Annotated in this window: 12 protein-coding genes; 4 read left to right on the top strand and 8 right to left on the bottom strand. The window is 73.1% G+C overall.

All coding sequences use genetic code 11. From position 1 onward, the window contains the following. Positions 1–25: 25 nt before the first annotated feature. The 4 genes from D7193_RS06335 to D7193_RS06350 form a co-directional block, all read right to left on the bottom strand. Positions 26–4,234, bottom strand: coding sequence for a LamG-like jellyroll fold domain-containing protein (locus tag D7193_RS06335; protein ID WP_120778375.1), 4,209 nt, complete (start codon positions 4,232–4,234; stop codon positions 26–28). Between the two features lie 80 nt (positions 4,235–4,314). Next, positions 4,315–5,178 carry a HoxN/HupN/NixA family nickel/cobalt transporter gene (locus D7193_RS06340; RefSeq protein WP_120778376.1) on the bottom strand — a complete coding sequence of 288 codons (864 nt, stop codon included), beginning with the start codon at positions 5,176–5,178 and terminating at the stop codon, positions 4,315–4,317. A gap of 3 nt (positions 5,179–5,181) precedes the next feature. Next, complete coding sequence (locus D7193_RS06345; RefSeq protein WP_120778377.1) at positions 5,182–5,901, bottom strand: hypothetical protein; 720 nt, start codon at positions 5,899–5,901, stop codon at positions 5,182–5,184. A 138-nt stretch (positions 5,902–6,039) separates the two neighbouring features. Beyond that, entirely contained in the window at positions 6,040–6,867 is an 828-nt protein-coding gene (locus D7193_RS06350; protein ID WP_120778378.1) for a PPOX class F420-dependent oxidoreductase, read from the bottom strand. Between the two features lie 86 nt (positions 6,868–6,953). Between D7193_RS06350 and D7193_RS06355 the strand changes: the two genes are divergently transcribed. Further along, positions 6,954–7,391, top strand: a complete 438-nt coding sequence (locus D7193_RS06355; RefSeq protein ID WP_120778379.1) for a VOC family protein — start codon at positions 6,954–6,956, stop codon at positions 7,389–7,391. A 53-nt stretch (positions 7,392–7,444) separates the two neighbouring features. On the opposite strand, the gene D7193_RS06360 is transcribed toward D7193_RS06355, so the two are convergent. Both D7193_RS06360 and D7193_RS06365 read right to left on the bottom strand, forming a co-directional pair. Then, positions 7,445–8,752: a hypothetical protein gene (locus D7193_RS06360; protein ID WP_147434338.1), complete on the bottom strand. Its 1,308-nt coding sequence runs from the start codon at positions 8,750–8,752 to the stop codon at positions 7,445–7,447. Positions 8,753–8,852: 100 nt separating this feature from the next. Continuing rightward, positions 8,853–9,338 (bottom strand): WapI family immunity protein, encoded by a 486-nt coding sequence (locus D7193_RS06365; protein ID WP_120778381.1) that lies wholly within the window; start codon positions 9,336–9,338, stop codon positions 8,853–8,855. 275 nt (positions 9,339–9,613) lie between these two features. On the opposite strand from D7193_RS06365, the gene D7193_RS06370 reads away from it, so the two are divergent. After that, positions 9,614–10,225 carry a hypothetical protein gene (locus D7193_RS06370; protein WP_241562829.1) on the top strand — a complete coding sequence of 204 codons (612 nt, stop codon included), beginning with the start codon at positions 9,614–9,616 and terminating at the stop codon, positions 10,223–10,225. Between the two features lie 101 nt (positions 10,226–10,326). Further along, positions 10,327–11,025, top strand: coding sequence for an alpha/beta fold hydrolase (locus D7193_RS06375; protein ID WP_120778383.1), 699 nt, complete (start codon positions 10,327–10,329; stop codon positions 11,023–11,025). A gap of 24 nt (positions 11,026–11,049) precedes the next feature. On the opposite strand, the gene D7193_RS06380 is transcribed toward D7193_RS06375, so the two are convergent. Then, the gene (locus D7193_RS06380; protein WP_120778384.1) at positions 11,050–12,228 is read right to left on the bottom strand and encodes a hypothetical protein; all 1,179 of its coding nucleotides are present in this window, start codon (positions 12,226–12,228) and stop codon (positions 11,050–11,052) included. Positions 12,229–12,543: 315 nt separating this feature from the next. Here D7193_RS06380 and D7193_RS06385 point away from each other — a divergent pair, with 315 nt between their 5' ends. Beyond that, positions 12,544–14,835, top strand: a complete 2,292-nt coding sequence (locus D7193_RS06385) for a helix-turn-helix domain-containing protein (protein WP_120778385.1) — start codon at positions 12,544–12,546, stop codon at positions 14,833–14,835. Positions 14,836–14,882: 47 nt separating this feature from the next. On the opposite strand, the gene D7193_RS06390 is transcribed toward D7193_RS06385, so the two are convergent. Further along, entirely contained in the window at positions 14,883–18,122 is a 3,240-nt protein-coding gene (locus tag D7193_RS06390) for a S8 family serine peptidase (protein WP_158674777.1), read from the bottom strand. Between the last annotated feature and the right edge of the window lie 273 nt (positions 18,123–18,395).

Raw genomic sequence — 18,395 nt, forward strand, 5'->3', positions numbered from 1 at the left:
CCGCCGGCACCACCCGTCACTGTCACTACCGGCGCTCCACCACCGTCAGGGTGAAGTCGTCGTACGACGGGGCGTACGTCCTGTCGCCGCCGTAGATCGCCCGCACCCGGTGCGTACCGGGGCTGGGCATCCGGTCGACCGTGCAGGTCGCGACGCCCTTCTTCAGCGTGGCCTCGCACAGCACGTCCTCACCGATGAGGAACTGCACGGGACCGGTGGCCGAGTTCGGCTTCACCGTGGCGCTCAGCTTCACGCTCTTGCGCCAGGTCGCCGTCACGTCGTCGGCGCGGACCGACGTCGGGATGCGTACCTCGGTGGGGGTCTTCGTCACGGTCACCACGCGGCTGGCGACCGCCTGGTTGCCGTTGGTGTCGGAGACCAGGTAGGTGAGCGCGTAGCTGCCCGGCGCCCCGGTGTCGACGGTGCCGACCACCTGGATCCGGTCGGCCACGTCGCCGTCGGTGTTGTCGACGGCGGTGACACCGGCGAGCGGGTCGAAGGCCTGACCCTGCGGGACCGAGGTCGACGCCGGCACGGTCAGCACCGGCGGGGTGACGTCGGTACCGGCCGCGGTGGCGGTGAAGACGCCGCCGAACTGGTCGGCCGAGCCGACCTGGTCACCGTCACCGGTGCGGCTGGTGCTGGTCCAGGCGTACAGCTCGCCCTCGGTCAGGCCCGTCCACGCCACGCTGGCCGGCCAGCCCGACTTGGCGGTGGCCGAACCGATGACCGTGGCGGTCGGGGTGACGACGACCAGGCTGTCCGTGCCGAAGCTGGTGGTCCGGCTGGACAGGTCGATCGGCAGCACCATGTTGTCCTCGGCGCCGTTGTAGCGCTTGCGGTCGTCGTACTCCGTGGCGCCGAAGTTGTTGAGCATCGGCGAGTAGGTGTCGACGCTCATCTCGGACCGCTCCACGTCGATCTGGAGCAGCCGAAGGAAGCTGGCGCCGAACTGGAGCAGGTCGGTCGCCTTGTGGTCGACGGTGCCGTCGCCGTTGAGGTCGAGGTTGCCGTTGGCGTCGACCTTCTCCGGCCACAGCTCGCCCGCGGTCATCTTGTAGAACTGGTAGTCCGCGAGCAGCTCGACCACGTCGTGCGCCACCGTCACGCCGACACCGGTCTTCAGGTTGGTGCCGACGCCGTGCTCGTGGCCGGCGAGGACCAGGAACACGTTCGGGTTGGACTGGACGATGGTCGAGAAGGCCCGGGAGCCGTCGGTGGAGAAGGTGGCTCCGCGGCCGTCCGGCGTCGTTGACGGCGCGAGGTAGGCGTGGGTCAGCAGGATGCCGTTGCGGTCGTGGTACCGCTGGAACACCGAGCTGGCCCAGTCGGCCTCGGCCTGGGTGACGCCGTACGACAGGCCCACCGCCACGAAGTCGAGCCCACCGGCGGAGAACAGGACGTAGTTGTTCTGGTTGTCCCTGCCCCGGGTGACCGTGTTGCCCGCCGCGTCGGTGGTCTCGTCCCACGCGTGGTACGACGCCTCGGACACGGCCGGCCACTTCTGTGAGCCGTCGTAGTAGCGGTCCGGGCCGTAGTACTGGTTGAAGCGGGACGTCGGCCCGGTCTCGTTGCCGCCCTGGTTGTCGTGGTTGCCCGCGACGACCTGGTTGACCAGGCCTGCCTCGTCCAGCGTCCGCTGCGCCTCCGAGGTGAACTGGAACTCGCGGGTGACCTGCTCGTCCAGGCCCGGGTAGAGCAGGTTGCCGTTGGAGTCCTTGGCGAGCGGGTCGGAGTAGTCGTTCTCGATGACGTCACCGGTGTGCGCCGTGTAGGCGATCTTCTTCCCGGAGGCGTTGTCGGCCAGCCACCTGGTGGTGTCCCGGTAGGACTTCTGCCAGAGCGCCCGCTCCTCCATGGTCATCTTGTCGGTCGGCTCGTCGACGCCGTCGAAGTCGTCGTACGTGCCGCCGGCCGCGCCCTCGGCGAGGTACTGGGTGTCGGTGAAGTGGGCGAGCGAGAAGTCGTACGACGCCGGGTCGTCGAAGTGGTCCCGGTTCGCCGGGTCGCCGGCCGACCCGTCGCGCGGCGCGAGGTCGTCGGCGAACGGGTCCTTCCCGACCACCAGGACGTGCACCGTACCGTTGTCGACCAGTTCGGGCCGGACGACGGCCTTCAGGGTCGAGTCCCCCTCGGCCTGGCCCCGCGCGGTGGCGAGTTCCGTCCACGCCTTCGCGGTGGTGTTCCAGGCGAGGAGCGCGACGGCCCGCTCGGGGTCGACCACGCCGCTCCACAGGATCTGGCGGCGCTCACCCGACGGCGGCACCTGGACGTCGAACCGCTGGAACGGGATGGTGCCCGTGGACGGGCTGTTCGCCAGCGTGCCGTCGGGCCGCGGGCTGGCGCCGATCTGGCCGCCCTCGCTGTAGGAGAAGTCCAGCGTGGACGGCATGACCGGGATGACGCCCTGGAAGCCGCCCGCCGGCACGCTCGGGGTGGCCTGCTTGAAGGTGGTGGTGACGTCACCCCCGTCGGGGTTGTGGGCGATGGCCGACAGGGTGACGCGGCCGCTGCCCTGGCCGACGTCGGTGCCACCGCCGGTGGGGATGGCGTCGGAGGTGAAGCGGACCGTCCTGGTGACCGCCTTGCCGAACACGTCGGTCGCCGAGATCTCCAGGGTGTGGCTGCCGGACGTCAGGCCGGCGCCGATCTCCTGGCCGACCTCGACGGGCTGGCCGTCGAGCAGGTACCGCCAGCCGGTGGCGTTGCCCTGGTTGGCGACGGTCAGCTGGAACTCGGTCGGGCGGCTGAGGTGCGCGCCCTCGGCCGGCACGGTGGCGGTGATCGCGACGCCCGCGTCCCGGACGTCACCGAGCGCGGCGATGTTGAGGGCCTGCACCTCGTCCAGGGTGAGCACCCGGGAGTAGATGCGGGCGTTGCGCACCGACGCCGGCGCCCAGAACTGGTTGACCGCGTCGGCGCCCACGAAGAAGCTGTTGCGGGCGGCACCGCCCGGCAGCCCCAGCGGCGCGGGTGCGGCGACCGAGGCGGCCAGGACGCCGTCGACGTACAGGCGGGCCGTGGCGCCGTCCCAGGTGCCGACCGCGTGGTACCAGCGGCCGGAGGAGATCGGGACCTGGGCGTTGCGGTACGCACCGTTGGCGTACACGGCGAAGGTCAGCTTGTCGCCGTACACCACGATCGAGTAGCCGCCGGTCTCCTTCTCCGAACACACCGAGTGCTCACCGGAGTTGGGCAGCGTGCCGTTGTCCTTGAGGGTGCACTCGATCGAGACCTGGTTGCGGATCTTCGCCCACTGGGCGTCGCCCATCGCGTAGGCGTACGCGTCGTTGGCGCCGTCGAACGTCGCGACCGGCGTCTTCACCGCGTTGTCCTGGGCGATCACCGGCTCGCCGACGGTGGTGACGGCGAGGTTCTGCGCGTCGTCCTTCGGGGTGCCGTCGTCGAAGTCGACGTCGAGGACGTCGGCGGTCGGGACCGGCGGCTTGAGGTCGTACGCCGCGGCCAGCTCGTACGCCTCGGCGGCGGTCAGCGACCGGCTCCAGACCCGGCTGCCCGCGAAGGAGGCCGGCGGGGCGACCTGCCCGATGCCGGACGGTGCCGCGTCGGCGCCGATCACGAACCGGCGCGCGGTCGCGGCCGGCAGGGTGAGCGCGCCGGTGGCGGCCGTCGAGCCGGCCAGCTGGCCGTTGAGGTAGAGGCGCAGCGTCTGGCCATCCCAGGCCGAGACGACGTGGTACCAGCGGTTGCCGCTGATCGGCGTGAGCACCGACTTGTAGCCGCCGCCGATGTGAGCCATCGTGCCGAGGTTGCCGGCGTTGACGTAGACGGAGAAGCCGCCGCCCTCCTTGTCGGAGCAGAGGTCCTTCTCGCCGCTGACGGGCATGGTGGTGTCGACGCGGAACACGCACTCGATGGCGAAGCCGGTGGAGAACCGGCTCCACTGGTCGGTGAAGTCGAACGAGACGGCGTCGTCGACCCCATCGACCTTCACGATGTCGTGGCCGAACGCCGCGTCCGTGGCGTAGGTCGGGGTGCCCCAGGTGGTGGGGGTGAGGTTCTGGGCCCGGTCGGTGGCGGTGCCGCCGGTGAAGGCCACGTCGAGGACGTCGGCGGCCGGGACCGCGGCGGCCGCGGCGACCTGGTTGGTGCTGCCGAGGGTGGGCGCGTCCTGGGCCGGCAACAGCAGCACGCCGGCGGCCATCGCGAGCCCGAGGGTGGTCGCGCCGAGGCGGCGCCACCCACGGGCGATCGGATGGAGCGGTGTCGTCACGACATCTCCTTCGGTTGGGGGTTACCTGTTGGTGGTGGTGGGGTCACTGGTCGCGGATCCGCGACAGGAGGGGGCCCAGGTCAGGTCCCGGGCATGCCGGCCACGGCGGCAGCGGAGATCCCGACGCCGATGAGGGTGATCCCGCACGCGGCCAGCACGGGGGCCACTCGCGCCGCCAGCCGCAGGAGGGCGCGGGACGAGTGGGCGCGCGCCACGAGGGAGCGGCCGGTGAGCGCCAGGAGCCCGACGGTGAAGAGCACCGCGGCGAGCCCGAGACCGAAGCAGGCCACGAGCACCAGGGCGAACCCGGCGCGGCCGGCGAAGATGCCGGTCACCAGCAGGAGGAAGGCCGCCGGCGACGGCGTCAGCCCGCCGGAGACGCCGAGCAGGAGCAGACCCGGCCGGGACGTCTGGCTGTGGTTGTGGCTGTGCCCGTGGTCATGCCCGCGTTCATGGCTGTGCCCGTGGTCATGGCTGTGGGCATGGTCGTGACCGCGTCGGCGCAGGTGGCGTCGCAACAGCCAGAGCCCGACGGCGACGACCGTGAGACCGGCCACCAGCTGGAGCCCGGTGGTCAGTCGTTCGAGGCTGACCAGGTCGGAGAGGGAGAAGAAGGTCCAGGCGACGGCGATGGCCAGCACCGAGACGGTGTGCATGACGGCCACCGAGAATCCCAGCCAGGCGGCGTCGCGGACCCGCCCGCGGGATCCGATCAGGAACGCCGCCGCGAGGCTCTTGCCGTGGCCGGGCGCGAGCCCGTGCGCGGCCCCGGCCAGGAACGCGATCGCCAGCGCCACCGGTACGAAACCGGGCGACTGCACCGCCTCGATCAGCCGGTCGCCGAGTGCGGCGGCGCCGAAGAGGTTGCCGTCGCCGGGGATGAGGGCCAGGGGGCCGGAGCCGGTCGTGGCCGAGGCGATGCCGGGGCTGGTGCTCGCGTCCATGGTTCAGGCCCTTCGCCGCCGGCGGCGGTACCAGAAGATCCCGGCCGCGGCGGCGGCCAGCATGATGCCCCCGACGACCAGGAGCTGCCGGGCACTGTCGTCCGGTGGGACGGGGGCGACGGCGCGAGGCGACGCGGGGCCGGAACCGGTGTCCGGCCCGGCGGTGAGGTCCCAGTCGGCCGACTCGTGCTTCGCGTCGTACACCGCCTTCTGCCCGGCGGGGCCTCTGGCGAGCGTCCGGTACGCCTCGTGCAGGTCGGTGAGCATCCGGGACGTCACGGTCACCGTGCTCACCGGCTCGGGGCAGGTGAACAGCACCTCGGCGCCGTCCTTCACCAGGTCGTCGGCGACGCTGGCCCGGCCCTCGCAGGACCGCCCGCCCTGGGCCACGGCGATCCGCTCGGTCAGGTACGCGGCGAACTCGGACGCCTTCGCCATCGCGCCCGCGTCGGAAGGCTCGAAGGTCACCGCGCCGTCCAGCATCACCCGGTCCTCGCCCAGCACGCCGAGGTCGATGCCGAGCAGCGTCAGGTCGTCGGTCCCGCCGACGAGCCAGCGAACCCGCACCTCGTGCTCGCCCGCGCCGGCGACCTCGATCTGCTGTGGAGCGCCGAAGGGGTGCGCCGAGGCCGGATCCGGCGCCAGCACACCGATCAGCGCCAGGGCGAGCACGGCCCACGAGCGACGCCGGGCGAGGCGCGGGGCGCGGGGCAGGGTGAACACAGTGGACTCGCTGTTCGTTCGGAGGTCGGGCGGAAACCTGGTGATCGTTTCGGCCGCAGGTGACCAACGAGGTCACCGAACCTGAGCGAACGTTGACAGCGAGATTGCCGTACTTCGAAGACTGCTATCCGGTGGTGTTCACGGTCGTACGCCGGTTGCCGTCCCCTCGGCCCGATCGGCAGCCGGTCCGGTGGGGACGGCGACCAGCTCGAAGTGCACGGTACGGCCGGTGGTACGCCGCCCGAGCCGGTGCACGAGGGGCACGAGCACCACGTGCAGCAGCGGGTACTTGCGACGCAGCGCCCGCCTCGCCTGCTGGTACTCCTGGCCGCTGAGCCGGCGGGCGGTGGCCTGGAGGGCCGGGCCGGTCGGTGTGCCGCGGCCGGTGGACGCGGCGACCGTGACGGTCGGGTTGTTGCGGATCCGGCGGGTCTTCCAGGCCCGTTCGTAGCTGCGCACGTACGCCCGGCCGCCCGACACGGCGATGCTCACCGGCGTGCTGACCGGGGTACCGTCCCGCCGGTACGTGGTGAGGGCGACGGTCTTCTGCCGGACGTACGGCGCCCACTCGGGCACGGCCGCCGGTTCGACCCGGCCGAGCACCCAGCCCAGCTCGCGCCACCGCTCGACCAGCGCCACGGCGGCCAGCAGGGCCGACACCCCGATGAGCACGGTCTGGCCGTCGCTGCCGCCGAGCTCCCGGTCCATGAGGTGCGCGACGGTGTGGGTGACGCCGCCCACGAGGTAGCCGCCGAGGGCCACGGCGAACCCGTCGGCCCAGACGGTGGCGAGCAGCAGGCTCACCCCGATGCCGAGTTGGAACGCGCCGACGTCGTGCACGAAGTGCTCGTGCGGCGGGAAGTTCACGACGTCGGCGAACGACGCGGGTGCGGTCATCGCCCACACCCCGACCACGAGGGCCAGCAGCGCGAGCAGCACGGTGACGGGTACGAGTATTCGTCTCATGCCCCCCGGACGCGGCAGCCGACGCCCTCGTGACCGGTGCCGGCGCATGTCACACCCGTCGGCCCGGGATGAGAGAAGCTGGGGCCATGGAGCAACGGATCAGCCTGGTCACCCTCGGCGTCACCGATCTGCCGCGGGCCCGGGCCTTCTACGAGCGGTTGGGTTGGCGCGGTCAGGAGGTCGCGGAGACCGTCTTCTTCCAGGCCGGCGGGCTGGCGCTGGTGCTCTGGGCGCGCGAGCGGGTGGCGGCGGACGCCGGCATCGACGACCCGGGCGGCGGCGGCTTCGGCGGGATCACCCTGGCACAGAATGTCCGGTCCCGCGACGAGGTCGACGCCCTGCTCGGCGACGCCACCGCGGCCGGGGCGGAGGTCACCCAGCCGGCCCGCGAGACGTTCTACGGCGGCTACGCGGGCTGCTTCGCCGACCCGGACGGTCACGTCTGGGAGGTGGCCTGGAACCCGGGCTTCCCCCTGGCCGCCGACGGCACCCTCACCGTTCCCGACTTCGGCGCCACCGGTTGAGCGGGGAGCGCGGCGGTCTCACGGCCGTCGCGTCCGTCGCCGGGCGGCCCGCCCTACTCGTCGCGGGGGCAGAGCAGCGGGTCGAGCAGCGGCAGCCGCAACGGGTCGAGGCAGACGGTGAGCAGCCGGTTGTCCGGCGACGAGGGTGGCGGGCTCGTCGGGGCGGGGCTCGGTGCGGCCGGCGGAGGCGGGCTCGTGCTCGGCGGCGTGGTGGGTGCGGGGCTGCTCGGCGGCGTGGTCGCGGCCGGCGGAGGAGGCGCGGTGGGCGACGCGGGTGGCCGCGCGGGCGCGGTGACGGGAGCCCGACCGGATCCGCCGCCCGCCCCGGGGGCTGCCGACCGGGCGGGCGTGGCGGAGTCCTCGGCCGGCGCCTCGCCGGGGCCGCCCGCCTGCGGCCCGTCACCGGGCGAGCCGGCGTCCGACGTGCCGCCGGTGATGCCGGCGGTGCCGCCCGACGGGACGGCCACGACCGGTGGGACGGGGGCGAGCGTCGGCACGACCGCACCGATGACCACGGGAGGCTCGACGTCGGTGACGACCACCCGGCCGGCCTCGGCCCGGTACTGCGGCAGGTCCTCGTCGGCCCCGTGCGCGCTGGCAGTGAACGTCACGAACGCCACGGTGGCCACGGCGACGGCGGCGCGCCGGTCCGGCCGGCGCGCGACCAGCGGCGCCTGCCACGGGTCGGCCGCCGGCGGCGGGGCGGGACGGTCGCGCTCGTGGGCCTCGACGAGCGCGTCGAGTTCCGCGACCACGGCGGCGCGCTCCCCGCGGGCCACCGCCACAGCGAGGGTGAGGTAGAACCGGGCGTTGGCCACGGACACGTCCGGCACGAGCAGCCCGGCGAGCCGCCCCGCGTCGCTGGTGTGCAGCAGGGTCACGGGCGCGTCCGGGTGGTGGGCCGGTCCGGCGAGGTCCGCGTACCGCCACTCGCGCCGCAGCGCGCGGCCGGCGAAGGCTACGCGGTGGTTGGTCACGACGGCCAGCCCGGCGTCCGCGACCCGCAGGCCCTTCGGGAGCGTACGGCTCGACGGGGTCGGCCGGCCGATGCTGAGCGCCGGGTGCGGGAGGCCGGGCACGTGGCGCCCCGTGGCCTCGACCAGCTCGGCGGTGGGCAGGATCCGGAAGACCAGCTCGTCGTCGCCGAGGTCCACGGGCAGCCCGGTACGGGGCTCGGTGCAGCCGAGGAAGGCGAGCGCCTCGATGCGCTGCCGGGTCAGCTCGTCGGCGCGTCGACGCCACGTCTCGAGGTCACGGTGGTGGGTGCGCCGCCGCCGGTCGTTCTCGCGTTCCGCCCAGGCGGCGCGCCATGCGGGCAACTGTGTGGTCGCCACAACGGTGCCGGGTGATGTGGTGGTCACACGCGGTACAACCGCTCGCGCACGAGTCAGGACACGCTCAGGGATCGATGCTTCCCTTTGTTCCCGATAAGAGCAAATTAGTCGGCACCGATGCGGATCGTCAGGAGATGACCCGCTGCGGGTACGCCTCGACGTCCCGTGCCCACTGCTCCGCGGCCACGGCGAGGGCGTCAGCCGAGACGGTCAGCGGCAGCGGGTACACGGCGGTGAGCGGACGGCGCATCCAGGGCGGCAGCGACTCGTACGAGAACTCGACGACGAGTTCCACCCGCCGCCGGCGGATGACCCGGGCGCGGAACGCCAGGTTCGGCTCGGTGAAGCGCAGCACCGCCGGCCGGATCGACGGCGCCGTCGCCAGCCTGGCCTGCAACAGGAGCCAGTCGGCCAGGACCCCCGCCTCGGCCACGGTGAGCGACGGCTCGCAGTGCGACCAGGCCTGGCCGTCGGCCGTACGGGCGTCCGCCTCGATGAGCAGCCAGTCGTCCCAGTCCCGCGCCTGCTCGGGATCGACCGGCGGCTCGACGCCCGGCTGGTAGCCGACCGGCCGGATCCTCAGCCGCGCACCATCATCGGAGCGTACTTCCATACCATCCATAATCTACGACAAAAACCCCACAAGAGCCGAAACCAGTCACGAGATCGCCCCGCTCCCCGCGCTGCCCCCACTCTCCCCCCGCGATCTTGCACTTTGTGCCCCGGCATAACGCGCGAAACAGCCCAAACCAAGGGCACAAAGTGCAAGATCGGCGGGGAGGGGGGGCGGGGAGGGGCGGGCTTGGGGGTTCGCGTGGGGGGTTGTTCGGGGTGGGAGTGGGGGGATCCCCGATGGTTTGGGGCGGGTCGGGGCGGCACGCTGGGAGAATGACTGCCACCAATGCCACCCGGCCGGTCGGTGTGCCGCCCCGCGTCACGCTCCGCGCGCTGTCGCCGCTGCGGCTGGTCGCCGTCACCGCGCCGGTCCTGCTGCTGCTCTACGGGATCCTCCGGCTCGCCGACGGCCTGGACGGTGACCACGGGCCGGGCTGGGCGTGGAACACGGGCCACAGCCTGTTCCTCGCCTCGATCGTCCTCTTCGCCGCACTGGCCGTGGGCCTGCGCCGGGTGCTGCTGGCCGACGGACCCCGCCTGCGGGCGCTCACCGACATCGCCACCGGGGCGACCCTGGCCGGGGCCGCGGGCTTCGTCTGGGTGATCCTCGGCGACCTGTTCGCGGGACTGGCGGACGCGGCCCCGCTGCCGGATCCGCTGTTCGCGGTCGGGCCGCTGCTGTTCCAGCTCGGTCTGCTCACCCTGCTCGTCCAGGCCGCGACGGTGCGGCCCCGCCGGCTGCCGCGCTGGGCTCCGCCCGTGACCTTCGTGGGCTTCGCGGCGATCGCGGTGAATCTCGACCTGCTGCCGGTCGCCGGCGCGCTCATCTTCGCGGCCCTGCTTCCCCTCCGCCCCGACTCCGCGGCACGGATCGCCACGCGCTGACCACCGCCGCGCCGGCGCCGATGCCGACACGGAGAGCGCCGCGACCCCTCACCGCACGGGTCGGCGCGGACAGTGTCGGGCGTCCCGGTTACGGTGCGGGCATGGCGAACTTCGTGCTGGTGGCAGGTGCGTGGCTGGGCGCGTGGGCGTGGGACGAGGTGGCGCCGCGCCTGCGCGCGGCCGGCCACGGCGCCCACCCGGTGACACTCTCCGGTCTCGCGGAACGGCAGGGCCTGCCTGCGGGGCAGCAGACCCACGTGCAGGACATCGTCGACGAGATCGAGCGGCAGGATCTGCGCGACGTCGTCCTGGTGGGCCACAGCTACTCGGGCATCCCGGTGGGTCAGGCCGCCGAGCGGATCGGTGCGCGGCTGCGGCGGGTCATCTTCGTCGACTCGAACGTGCCGCACGACGGCGAGTCGTTCGTGTCGGTGTGGCCGCCGCTCGGGGAGCGGGTGCGGGCGGCGCTCGCCGACAACGGCGGGTTCTGGCCGCCGCCGACCGCTGACGACTACGCCGGCCAGGGCCTCAGCGGGGAGCAGATCGCCCGCATCGTGGGCGGTTCCACGCCGCACCCGGGTGCGACGCTCACCGAGCCGGCCGTGCTCGCCCGCCCGCTCGGCGAACTGCCGGCCACGTACGTCAAGTGCCTGCTCGACGGCGACGAGCCGAACCCCGACGTGGCGGCGCTGCTGAAGAGCGACAGGTGGCGACTGGTCGAGATGGACACCGGGCACTGGCCGATGTTCTCGCAGCCGCTCGAACTGGCCAGCGTGCTCCTCGACGCCGCCGCCGAGTGACGGCCGACCCGGCCCGGAAGCGCGTCAGGTCCAGACGGTCCGGCGTGTGCCCCGGTGCTCGGTGCACGCGTCGCGACGGCCGCCGTTCAGGCTGACCGCGCCGTCGCGGCACTGCACGAGGTAGCCCCGGCCGGCCCAGAACTCCTGCACGCAGTCGAAGTAGTCGCAGGTCTCGGCGGCGGGCTTGCGGATGCGGTAGCCGCCACAGAAGTCGTACCCCATGGGGTTGGCCGGGGCACCGCAGAGCCGCTCGCGGCTCGGGGTCGGCGACGGCGTCGTCCGCTTCGGCTTGCCCGACGGCGAGCCGGTCGGCGACGCCGCGGGCGGCACGGCGCCGGGTGCGAGCGCCCGTCCGGAGGGCGCCGGCCCGACCAGTGCGGGGACGCTGCTCGGGCTGCTCGCCGGAGTGGCGGCCACGGCCCTCTCCCCGGCCGGGTCGGACGGGTTCGACTCGATGAGCGCCGCGGGCACCAGCACGGCGACCGCCGCGGCCACGGCGACCGTACGCCGGCCGCCCGGCACCAGCCCGGAGAGCCGGGCCTGGGCCGGCGTGGCGACGGCGGGCCGGAACGGTTTGCGCTGCTCATGTTCGGCGATCAGTTCGTCGAGCTGGGCGAGGACCGCGCCGCGCTGCTCGATCGCGTCGGCGAACGCGAGGGTCAGCTTGAACCGGAAGTCGGCGGCCGCCTCGACGGGCAGCATGAGCCCCGAGGTGCGGCGACGGTCGAGCACCTGGACGAGGGTGACGGGCGCCGCCGGGTAGTGGGCCAGGCCGATCATCTTCCCGTACGACCAGTCGCGCCGGCCGCGGCCGCCCAGCAGCACGAGACGGCAGCTGGTGATGACGGCCATCCCGGCGTCGAAGACGCGAACGCCGTCCGGGCGGCGGGCGCGCAGTGGCATCGCCTCCGGGATGACGGTCAGGTCCGGCGCGGGCAGCACCCCGCTGTGCCGCACCTCGACCAGTTGCGCGGCGGGCCACACCCAGAGCACCACCTCGCCGGGGGCGAGTTCCAGGGGTAGGCCGGCGCCGGCCGCCGCGGACCCCTGGAAGTCGGCGGCGAGCGCGCGTAGTCGCCGCAGCTCGTCGTCGCGCCGCCGCCAGGCCGCCTCGGCGCTGCGGTACGTCCGGTGCCGGCGCTCGTTCTGCCGGTGCGCCCAGCGGTACCGCCAGGTGGAACCCGTCGAATCAGTTCTTGCCATGCCGACTCCTTCGCCGCGCAGGCCACCAATCGGGGTGTCACACGTGTTAACTGCCGCGGCGACCGGCGGGACCACGCCGCACAGGACGAATCATCCGTTTGGGTGGCCAAATCGGATGGTTCGGTGGTTATGCTGCGTCAGTTCGCGTACCCGTGACACCCGGGTCGGCGTCCCGGTAGCCGGCCTCGGGAGTCGGCTCAGGGGGTGCCACCTGGGTCGGGAGGCGTGGCATCATCTCCGCATGCTGCAGGTGATGGGTTCGCCGCCCACGGAGCGGATGATCCGTGGACACGGGGCGATCCCGCCGCCGGTCTGATGGGCGTCCCCACGGCGACCGAGCCCCACCGCTTCGGCCTGCTGCTGCGCCGGCATCGCGGTGACGCGGGCCTGACGATCGAGGAGCTGTCCGCGGCGTCCCGGGTCAGCGTCCGGGCGATCAGCGACATGGAACGTGGGCGCAGCCAGGTACCCCAACGGCGTACGGTCGAGGCGCTGGCGCGGGCGTTGGGCCTGCCGGACACCGCGGCCACCGCGCTGCGGGAGGCAGCCCGCGCCGGTCGTCGCGCCACGCAGCCGATCCCGGCGTTGGCGCCGCCCAGGACCATCGCCGACTTCACGGGGCGGGACAGCGAACTGCGCTGGTTGGCCGACCTCGTGGTGCGCAGTGCCGAACCGACCGACCGGCAGGCCGCCCCGGTGGTCGCCGTCGTGTCCGGGCAACCCGGCCTCGGCAAGACGGCGCTCATGCTGCAGGCCGCGGGCGCGTACGCCGATTCCTTTCCGGACGGGGTGCTCTTCCTCGACCTGCGCGGCCTGGACGCCGACCCGCCGCGCCCGGCGGACCTGCTGCTGCGCCTGCTCATCGCGCTCGGCGTCGAGGAGAGCCGGGTACCCGACGACGAGCACGACCGGGCGGCGCTGTACCGGGCCCTGCTGCGCGAGCGGCGCGCTCTGCTGCTGCTCGACAACGCCGCCGACGAGAGGCAGGTGCGTCCGCTGCTGCCCGGAGCCGGGGCCACGTTGACCGTCATCACCAGCCGGCGCGGCCTCGCCGGCCTGGAGGCGGTCGACCGCCTCACGCCCCCGGCCCTTCCGGGCGGGGAGGCGATGGCGCTGCTGCAGCGCATCATCGGGCCGCAACGCGTCGCCGCCGAGCCGGACGCCACGCTGCTCGGCCTCGCGCAGGCCTGCGGCAACCTGCCGCTGGCACTGCGGATCGCCGGAAACCGGCTGCTCAGCCGCCCCGACTGGAGTGTCGGGTACCTCGTGCGGCGGCTGGCCCGGCAGGAGGACCGGCTCGACCTGCTCGTCGCCGGTGACCTTCAGGTGGCCGCGCCGTTCATGCTGTCCTACCGGCAGTTGTCCGCTGCCGCGGCCCGTACGTTCCGGCGGCTGTCGCTGCTTCCCGGCCCGGACGGCGGCGTGGACCTGGCGGCGCAGGCGGCCGGCCTGAGCGTCCGGGAGGCCGAGGTCGCTCTGGAGGAGCTGACCGACCTCGGGCTGCTCCAGCCGGCCGCCGACGGCCGGTACCGGTTCCACGACCTCATCAGGTTGTTCGCCCAGGCGCGCCTGGCGGAGGAGGAGACGCCGCAGGCGCGTCGGGAGGCCGAGGACCGGGTGGCCACCTGGCTGCTCGGTGCCGCGGTGGCCGCGGGGCGGTGGTTCGAGCCGGAGTACGCCGGCGAGGCCGGCGCCGACGGGTCGGCGTCGGCCGAGGAGGCCAGCCGTTGGATCGCGCAGGAGAGCCTGAACTGGCTGGGCGCCCTGCGGGCGGCCTTCGCCGCGGCCCGGCACGCCGAGGTGATGGCGGTCGCGGATGCCATGCACTGGTTCTCCGACCGCTGGACGCACTGGGAGCACTGGCTGGAGGTGTTCCAGATGGGGGCGGCCTCGGCCGCGGCGCTCGGCGATCCTCGTGGTCAGGCCGTCCACCTGAACTACGTGTCGTGGGCGTACACGGTCTGTGCCCGGAGGCCGGACCTGGCGGAGGCGCCGGCCCGAGAGGCGCTGCGGCTGGCCGGGGCCGTGGGCGACCTCAGCCAGCAGGCGTGGGCCTGGGTCTACCTGGGGTCGGCGGCCCGCCGACGTGGCGATGCGGGGCAGGCGCAGGCGGCGGCCCGGGAGTCGCTGGCGTTGTTCGAGGCGGCCGCGGACTGGGACGGGTACTCGCAGGCGCTGTCACTGCTGGCCGGCAGCCTGGCCCAGGCCGGCCGGCACCGGGACGCCATCGAGCAGTACCGGCGACTGGAGGATCTTCTGGCCGATCCGCGCCGGGCGCCGTCTCCACTGGTCAGCGGCGTGACGGCCGGGCACCTTCATCTGAACGTCGGCCTGAGCCTGCTGGCGATGCGCCGGTGGGCGCCGGCCGCCGCGAGCCTGCGGGTGGCGCTGCCGATGCTGCAGCGCTCGGGAGTGCGGCAGAGTGAGGCGCGGTGCCGGCTGGGCCTGGGCACGGCGCTCGCCCGACTGGGTCGCGTGGACGAGGCTCGGGTGCAGTTGCGGCGCGTCCTGCGGATCTCCCGGCGGGTCGGCCCGGTCGAGATGGTGGATCAGGCCCTCAGCCGGCTCGCCGAACTCGACGCGACGGCGGGTCGGCACGTCTCGTGAGGCGCGGGGCCGGACGGGGATGAGCCGCCCGGCCCCGGGCGCCACCGTCACCCGAGCTGGTACGCCCGGTAGACGGTGGTGGTGACCTTGTTGCCCTTGCTGTCCGTGGCCGTGGCGCGTAGCGACACGAAGCCCGACGCGTTCTTCGGGTGGGCGATCGTGGCGCTGTAGCGCCCATGCGTCTCAGCGGTCGGAGCCGCCACCCAGGTGCGGCCGTCGTCGAACGACACCGACACCGTCGCCGAGGTCACCCGACCCGCCGTCGCCTGTTGGGCGAACGTCAGGGGGATGCTCAGCCTGCTGCCCGCACGGACGCTGTTGTCCAGTGCCAGCGCGGGTTGGAACCCGACCGAGGTGAGCGGCAGCGCACCCGCCTGACCGGCGGAGGTGGTGAACGTCCACTCCGACTCCATCCGGCGCGACAACCGGTACGGGTCCGGCAGGTCGAACGCGTACCGCATCCGGTAGGTGGTCGGCTCAGCGGCCACCTCCCAGTTGCCGTACAGGTAGTCGAACGCGCCGACCACCGTGTCGCCCTTCTGCAACGTGAGCTGGTGGTTCGTCATCGAGTACGGCAGACCCACGTGTCCGGCGCCGTCGGTGTACCCGTTGAACGCGGCCCGTACGGTGTTGCCCTCGCGCACGGCGACCGGCGAGCCCGCGTACACCGGGATCATGGTGGTGTTGAGCGCCGCGCCGTTCCACCGTTCCGTGTAGCGGTGGCCCGGCCGGTAGTCCGGGTCCTCCAGCTGCGCCAGGTCGAGGATCCACAGGTCACCCGCCACGGTCTTCTCCAGGACGTCGGAGCGCCACTGCACGGTGCCGCCGTAGTACTCCGTCCGGCGTCCCGGGGTCGCCACCGCCGGCAGTTCGCTGGTCAACGCGAACCCGCCGCCGGCGATGTCCGGGTCGGGGCTGCTGTTGCTGCGTCCGGCCGCCACACCGACCGCGTTCTGCGCGTACTCGGCCTGGACCGTCGCCAGGTCACGCGGCGAGACGTGCCGGACCAGGCCGGTGGTGAAGCCCTTGGTCCGCCAGCCCAGCTGGTAGATGTCCGGGGCGCTGTCCTTCCGCGCCGGGCCCTGGAAGACCGCGTGGACCTGGGTGGTCACACCCGGCACGTCGCGGGGGCCGACGTCCGCCGTGAGGATGCTGTCCAGGTCGCCCGAGACCCCGGCGTACGTCTGGATCGGGTCGGCGGTGCGCACCATGAGGACCGAGGCGTCGTACGGTTTCGCCGTGGCGTCCGGGACGGTGACCGTGAGCGGCCGAGCCTTGCGCCCGTCGAGCACCACCTCCTGGTCCCCGTCGGCGACGACCTTGTTGTTGGTCAGCAGCGCGACCGTGCCGTCGGAGTTCTCCAGGTACGCCGAGACGTTCCAGGAGCTGTTCAGCGGCACCCGCACCGACTGGCTGGACGCGTAGAAGGTGTAGCTGGCGTAGTTCTCGGGGTCGGGGTTGGTCATCTCGATCATGATGTTGGCGGGCGCCCCGCCGTCGGTGCCGATGGCGGAGATCTTCACGCCCGCCGCCGGCTCCTCGTGGTAGACGCTGAACGGCGTCTGCACCGTGACGTCCCCGCCGCCGGCCACCAGCCGCCCGCTGTAGAGGCCGTAGGCGGTGCTGGCCCGCTCGTCGATGCCGACCTGGACGGTCGCGTCGCCGCGGGCCGGCACGGTCAGCGTCGTGGTGCTCAGCGTCAGCAGCCCCGCCGGCGCGTTGCCGTCCAGCGCCAGGTCGAGCGTCACCGGCTGGTCGCCGCGGTTGTGATAGGTCACGGTCCGCGTGGTGGGTTGTTCGGTGTGCGGCCACTCGAGCACGCCGAGGCTCAGCGACGCCGGGGTGGAGGTGACGGGTTGGCTCAGCGCCTTGGCGACGTTCACGAAGCCGGCGCCCTGGGCGAAGACGTCGTACGCCCGGTTCGGCGAGGCCGTCGCCATCAGCGACTCCTTGAACTGCGTGGCCTTCCAGTCCGGGTGGGCCTGAGCCAGCAGGGCGGCGGCGCCGGCGACGTGCGGGGTCGCCATGGAGGTGCCGGTGGCGGCGAAGTACTGCCCCGCCGGCAGGTGACCGAGCGCGCTCGGCGACCGGGCCGCGGTGATCTCGGTGCCGGGTGCCCCGATGTCCGGCTTGACGCCGAAGTCACCGATCCGCGGGCCTCGCAGCGACGACCAGTTCACCTCGCCGGCCTTGTCGAAGTTCGCCACCGACAGCGCCGCGTCCGCGGTCGACGGCGACCCGACCTGGTACTGCCAGCCGTTCCAGTTGCCGGCGGCGATCACGAACAGGGTGCCGTACTCGGCGGTCAGGTCGTTGACGGCCTGCTCCAGCGGGTCGACGCCCACGGAGTCCGCGGTGCCGAGGCTCATGTTGACGATGTCCGCGCCGGACTCGGCCGCCCACTGCATGCCGGCCAGGATCGCCGAGTCGGAGCAGCTGCCCTGGCCCTCGACGTTCCAGCAGACCTTGCCGTCCAGCAGCGTGGCGCCCGGCGCCACACCCTTGTACTTGCCGTCCGAGGCGGCACCGCTGCCGGCGATGGTCGACGACACGTGGGTGCCGTGGCCGTTGAGGTCCACGCCGGTCTCGTTCTCGGGGACGAAATTGCGCCGCGCCGCCACCTTGCCGGCGAGGTCGGGGTGGCTGTCGTCGATGCCGCTGTCGAGGACGGCGACCGTCACTCCGGTGCCGTCGTACCCGGCCGCCCACGCGGTCGGTGCGCCGATCATCGGCACGCTGACGTCCAGCTTGGACTGCCGGATGCCGTCGAGCCAGATCTTGCCGCCGGTCAGCGACGTCCGCGTGGTCTGCCAGGTCGTCGCGAGGTCGGCGACCGGCACCCTGCTGGCGAAGCCGTCCACCGCGTCGAGCTCCGGCCCGGTGGACAGACCCCGCACGGTGGTCGCGTCGGAGACCACCAGCGGCAGATAGGAGAGCTCGTCGAAGCGGTACTCGAGCAGGGCGGTGACGTTGAACAACCGCTCGTCCAGCCGGTCGGCCTTCAGCAGCGGGATGGCGTCGGACGGGATGACGTAGTCGGCCTTGTCCCGCTGGACGCGCACGAAGTGGACGCCGTCGCGCGGGGCGACGCTGACGTCCGTGCCGCGGACCGTGACCTGGTCGCCGGTGAACAGGGTCAGCTTCCGCGCGGGCTCCGACCGGGCGGCCGCGCCGGCCGCCGGGACCGGTGCCCCCGTGGGGTCGGCGGTGGCGGGCGGAACGGCGATGAGGAGCGTCGCCAGCGTGGCACCCACGGTGCCGTACGCCAGAAGACGGCGTTGTCGCATGCGGTTGTCTCCACTTCCGTGCGTTGACCGGCGTGGTTGCGCGATCAGGTGAGCGGGCGTTCGGAATGAGTTCATCCGCACGTTTCGTATCGGCGACCCCGTGGTGCCGCAATGGTTTCGCTGACGACGGGAGCGGCCGGCATCGATGACGTTCCTGCAGCTAGGCACGGCGGTCCGAGCGGCGGCTTGTGACATTCGTCGCGCCGTCGAGCACATTTCCCGCATGAACTTCTGCCGGTCGTTCTGCCGGAGAGCCCGAGCCTTCAGCCGAAA

Source organism: Micromonospora costi, from assembly GCF_003626655.1.
Classification (GTDB): Bacteria; Actinomycetota; Actinomycetes; order Mycobacteriales; family Micromonosporaceae; genus Micromonospora; species Micromonospora costi.

Coding starts and splice junctions, on each gene's coding strand:
- D7193_RS06370 (WP_241562829.1), top strand. CDS start 9,614: ATGACTGCCACCAATGCCACCCGGCCGGTCGGTGTGCCGCCCCGCGTC.
- D7193_RS06390 (WP_158674777.1), bottom strand. CDS start 18,122: ATGCGACAACGCCGTCTTCTGGCGTACGGCACCGTGGGTGCCACGCTG.
- D7193_RS06385 (WP_120778385.1), top strand. CDS start 12,544: ATGGGCGTCCCCACGGCGACCGAGCCCCACCGCTTCGGCCTGCTGCTG.
- D7193_RS06365 (WP_120778381.1), bottom strand. CDS start 9,338: ATGGAAGTACGCTCCGATGATGGTGCGCGGCTGAGGATCCGGCCGGTC.
- D7193_RS06355 (WP_120778379.1), top strand. CDS start 6,954: ATGGAGCAACGGATCAGCCTGGTCACCCTCGGCGTCACCGATCTGCCG.
- D7193_RS06350 (WP_120778378.1), bottom strand. CDS start 6,867: ATGAGACGAATACTCGTACCCGTCACCGTGCTGCTCGCGCTGCTGGCC.
- D7193_RS06375 (WP_120778383.1), top strand. CDS start 10,327: ATGGCGAACTTCGTGCTGGTGGCAGGTGCGTGGCTGGGCGCGTGGGCG.
- D7193_RS06340 (WP_120778376.1), bottom strand. CDS start 5,178: ATGGACGCGAGCACCAGCCCCGGCATCGCCTCGGCCACGACCGGCTCC.
- D7193_RS06380 (WP_120778384.1), bottom strand. CDS start 12,228: ATGGCAAGAACTGATTCGACGGGTTCCACCTGGCGGTACCGCTGGGCG.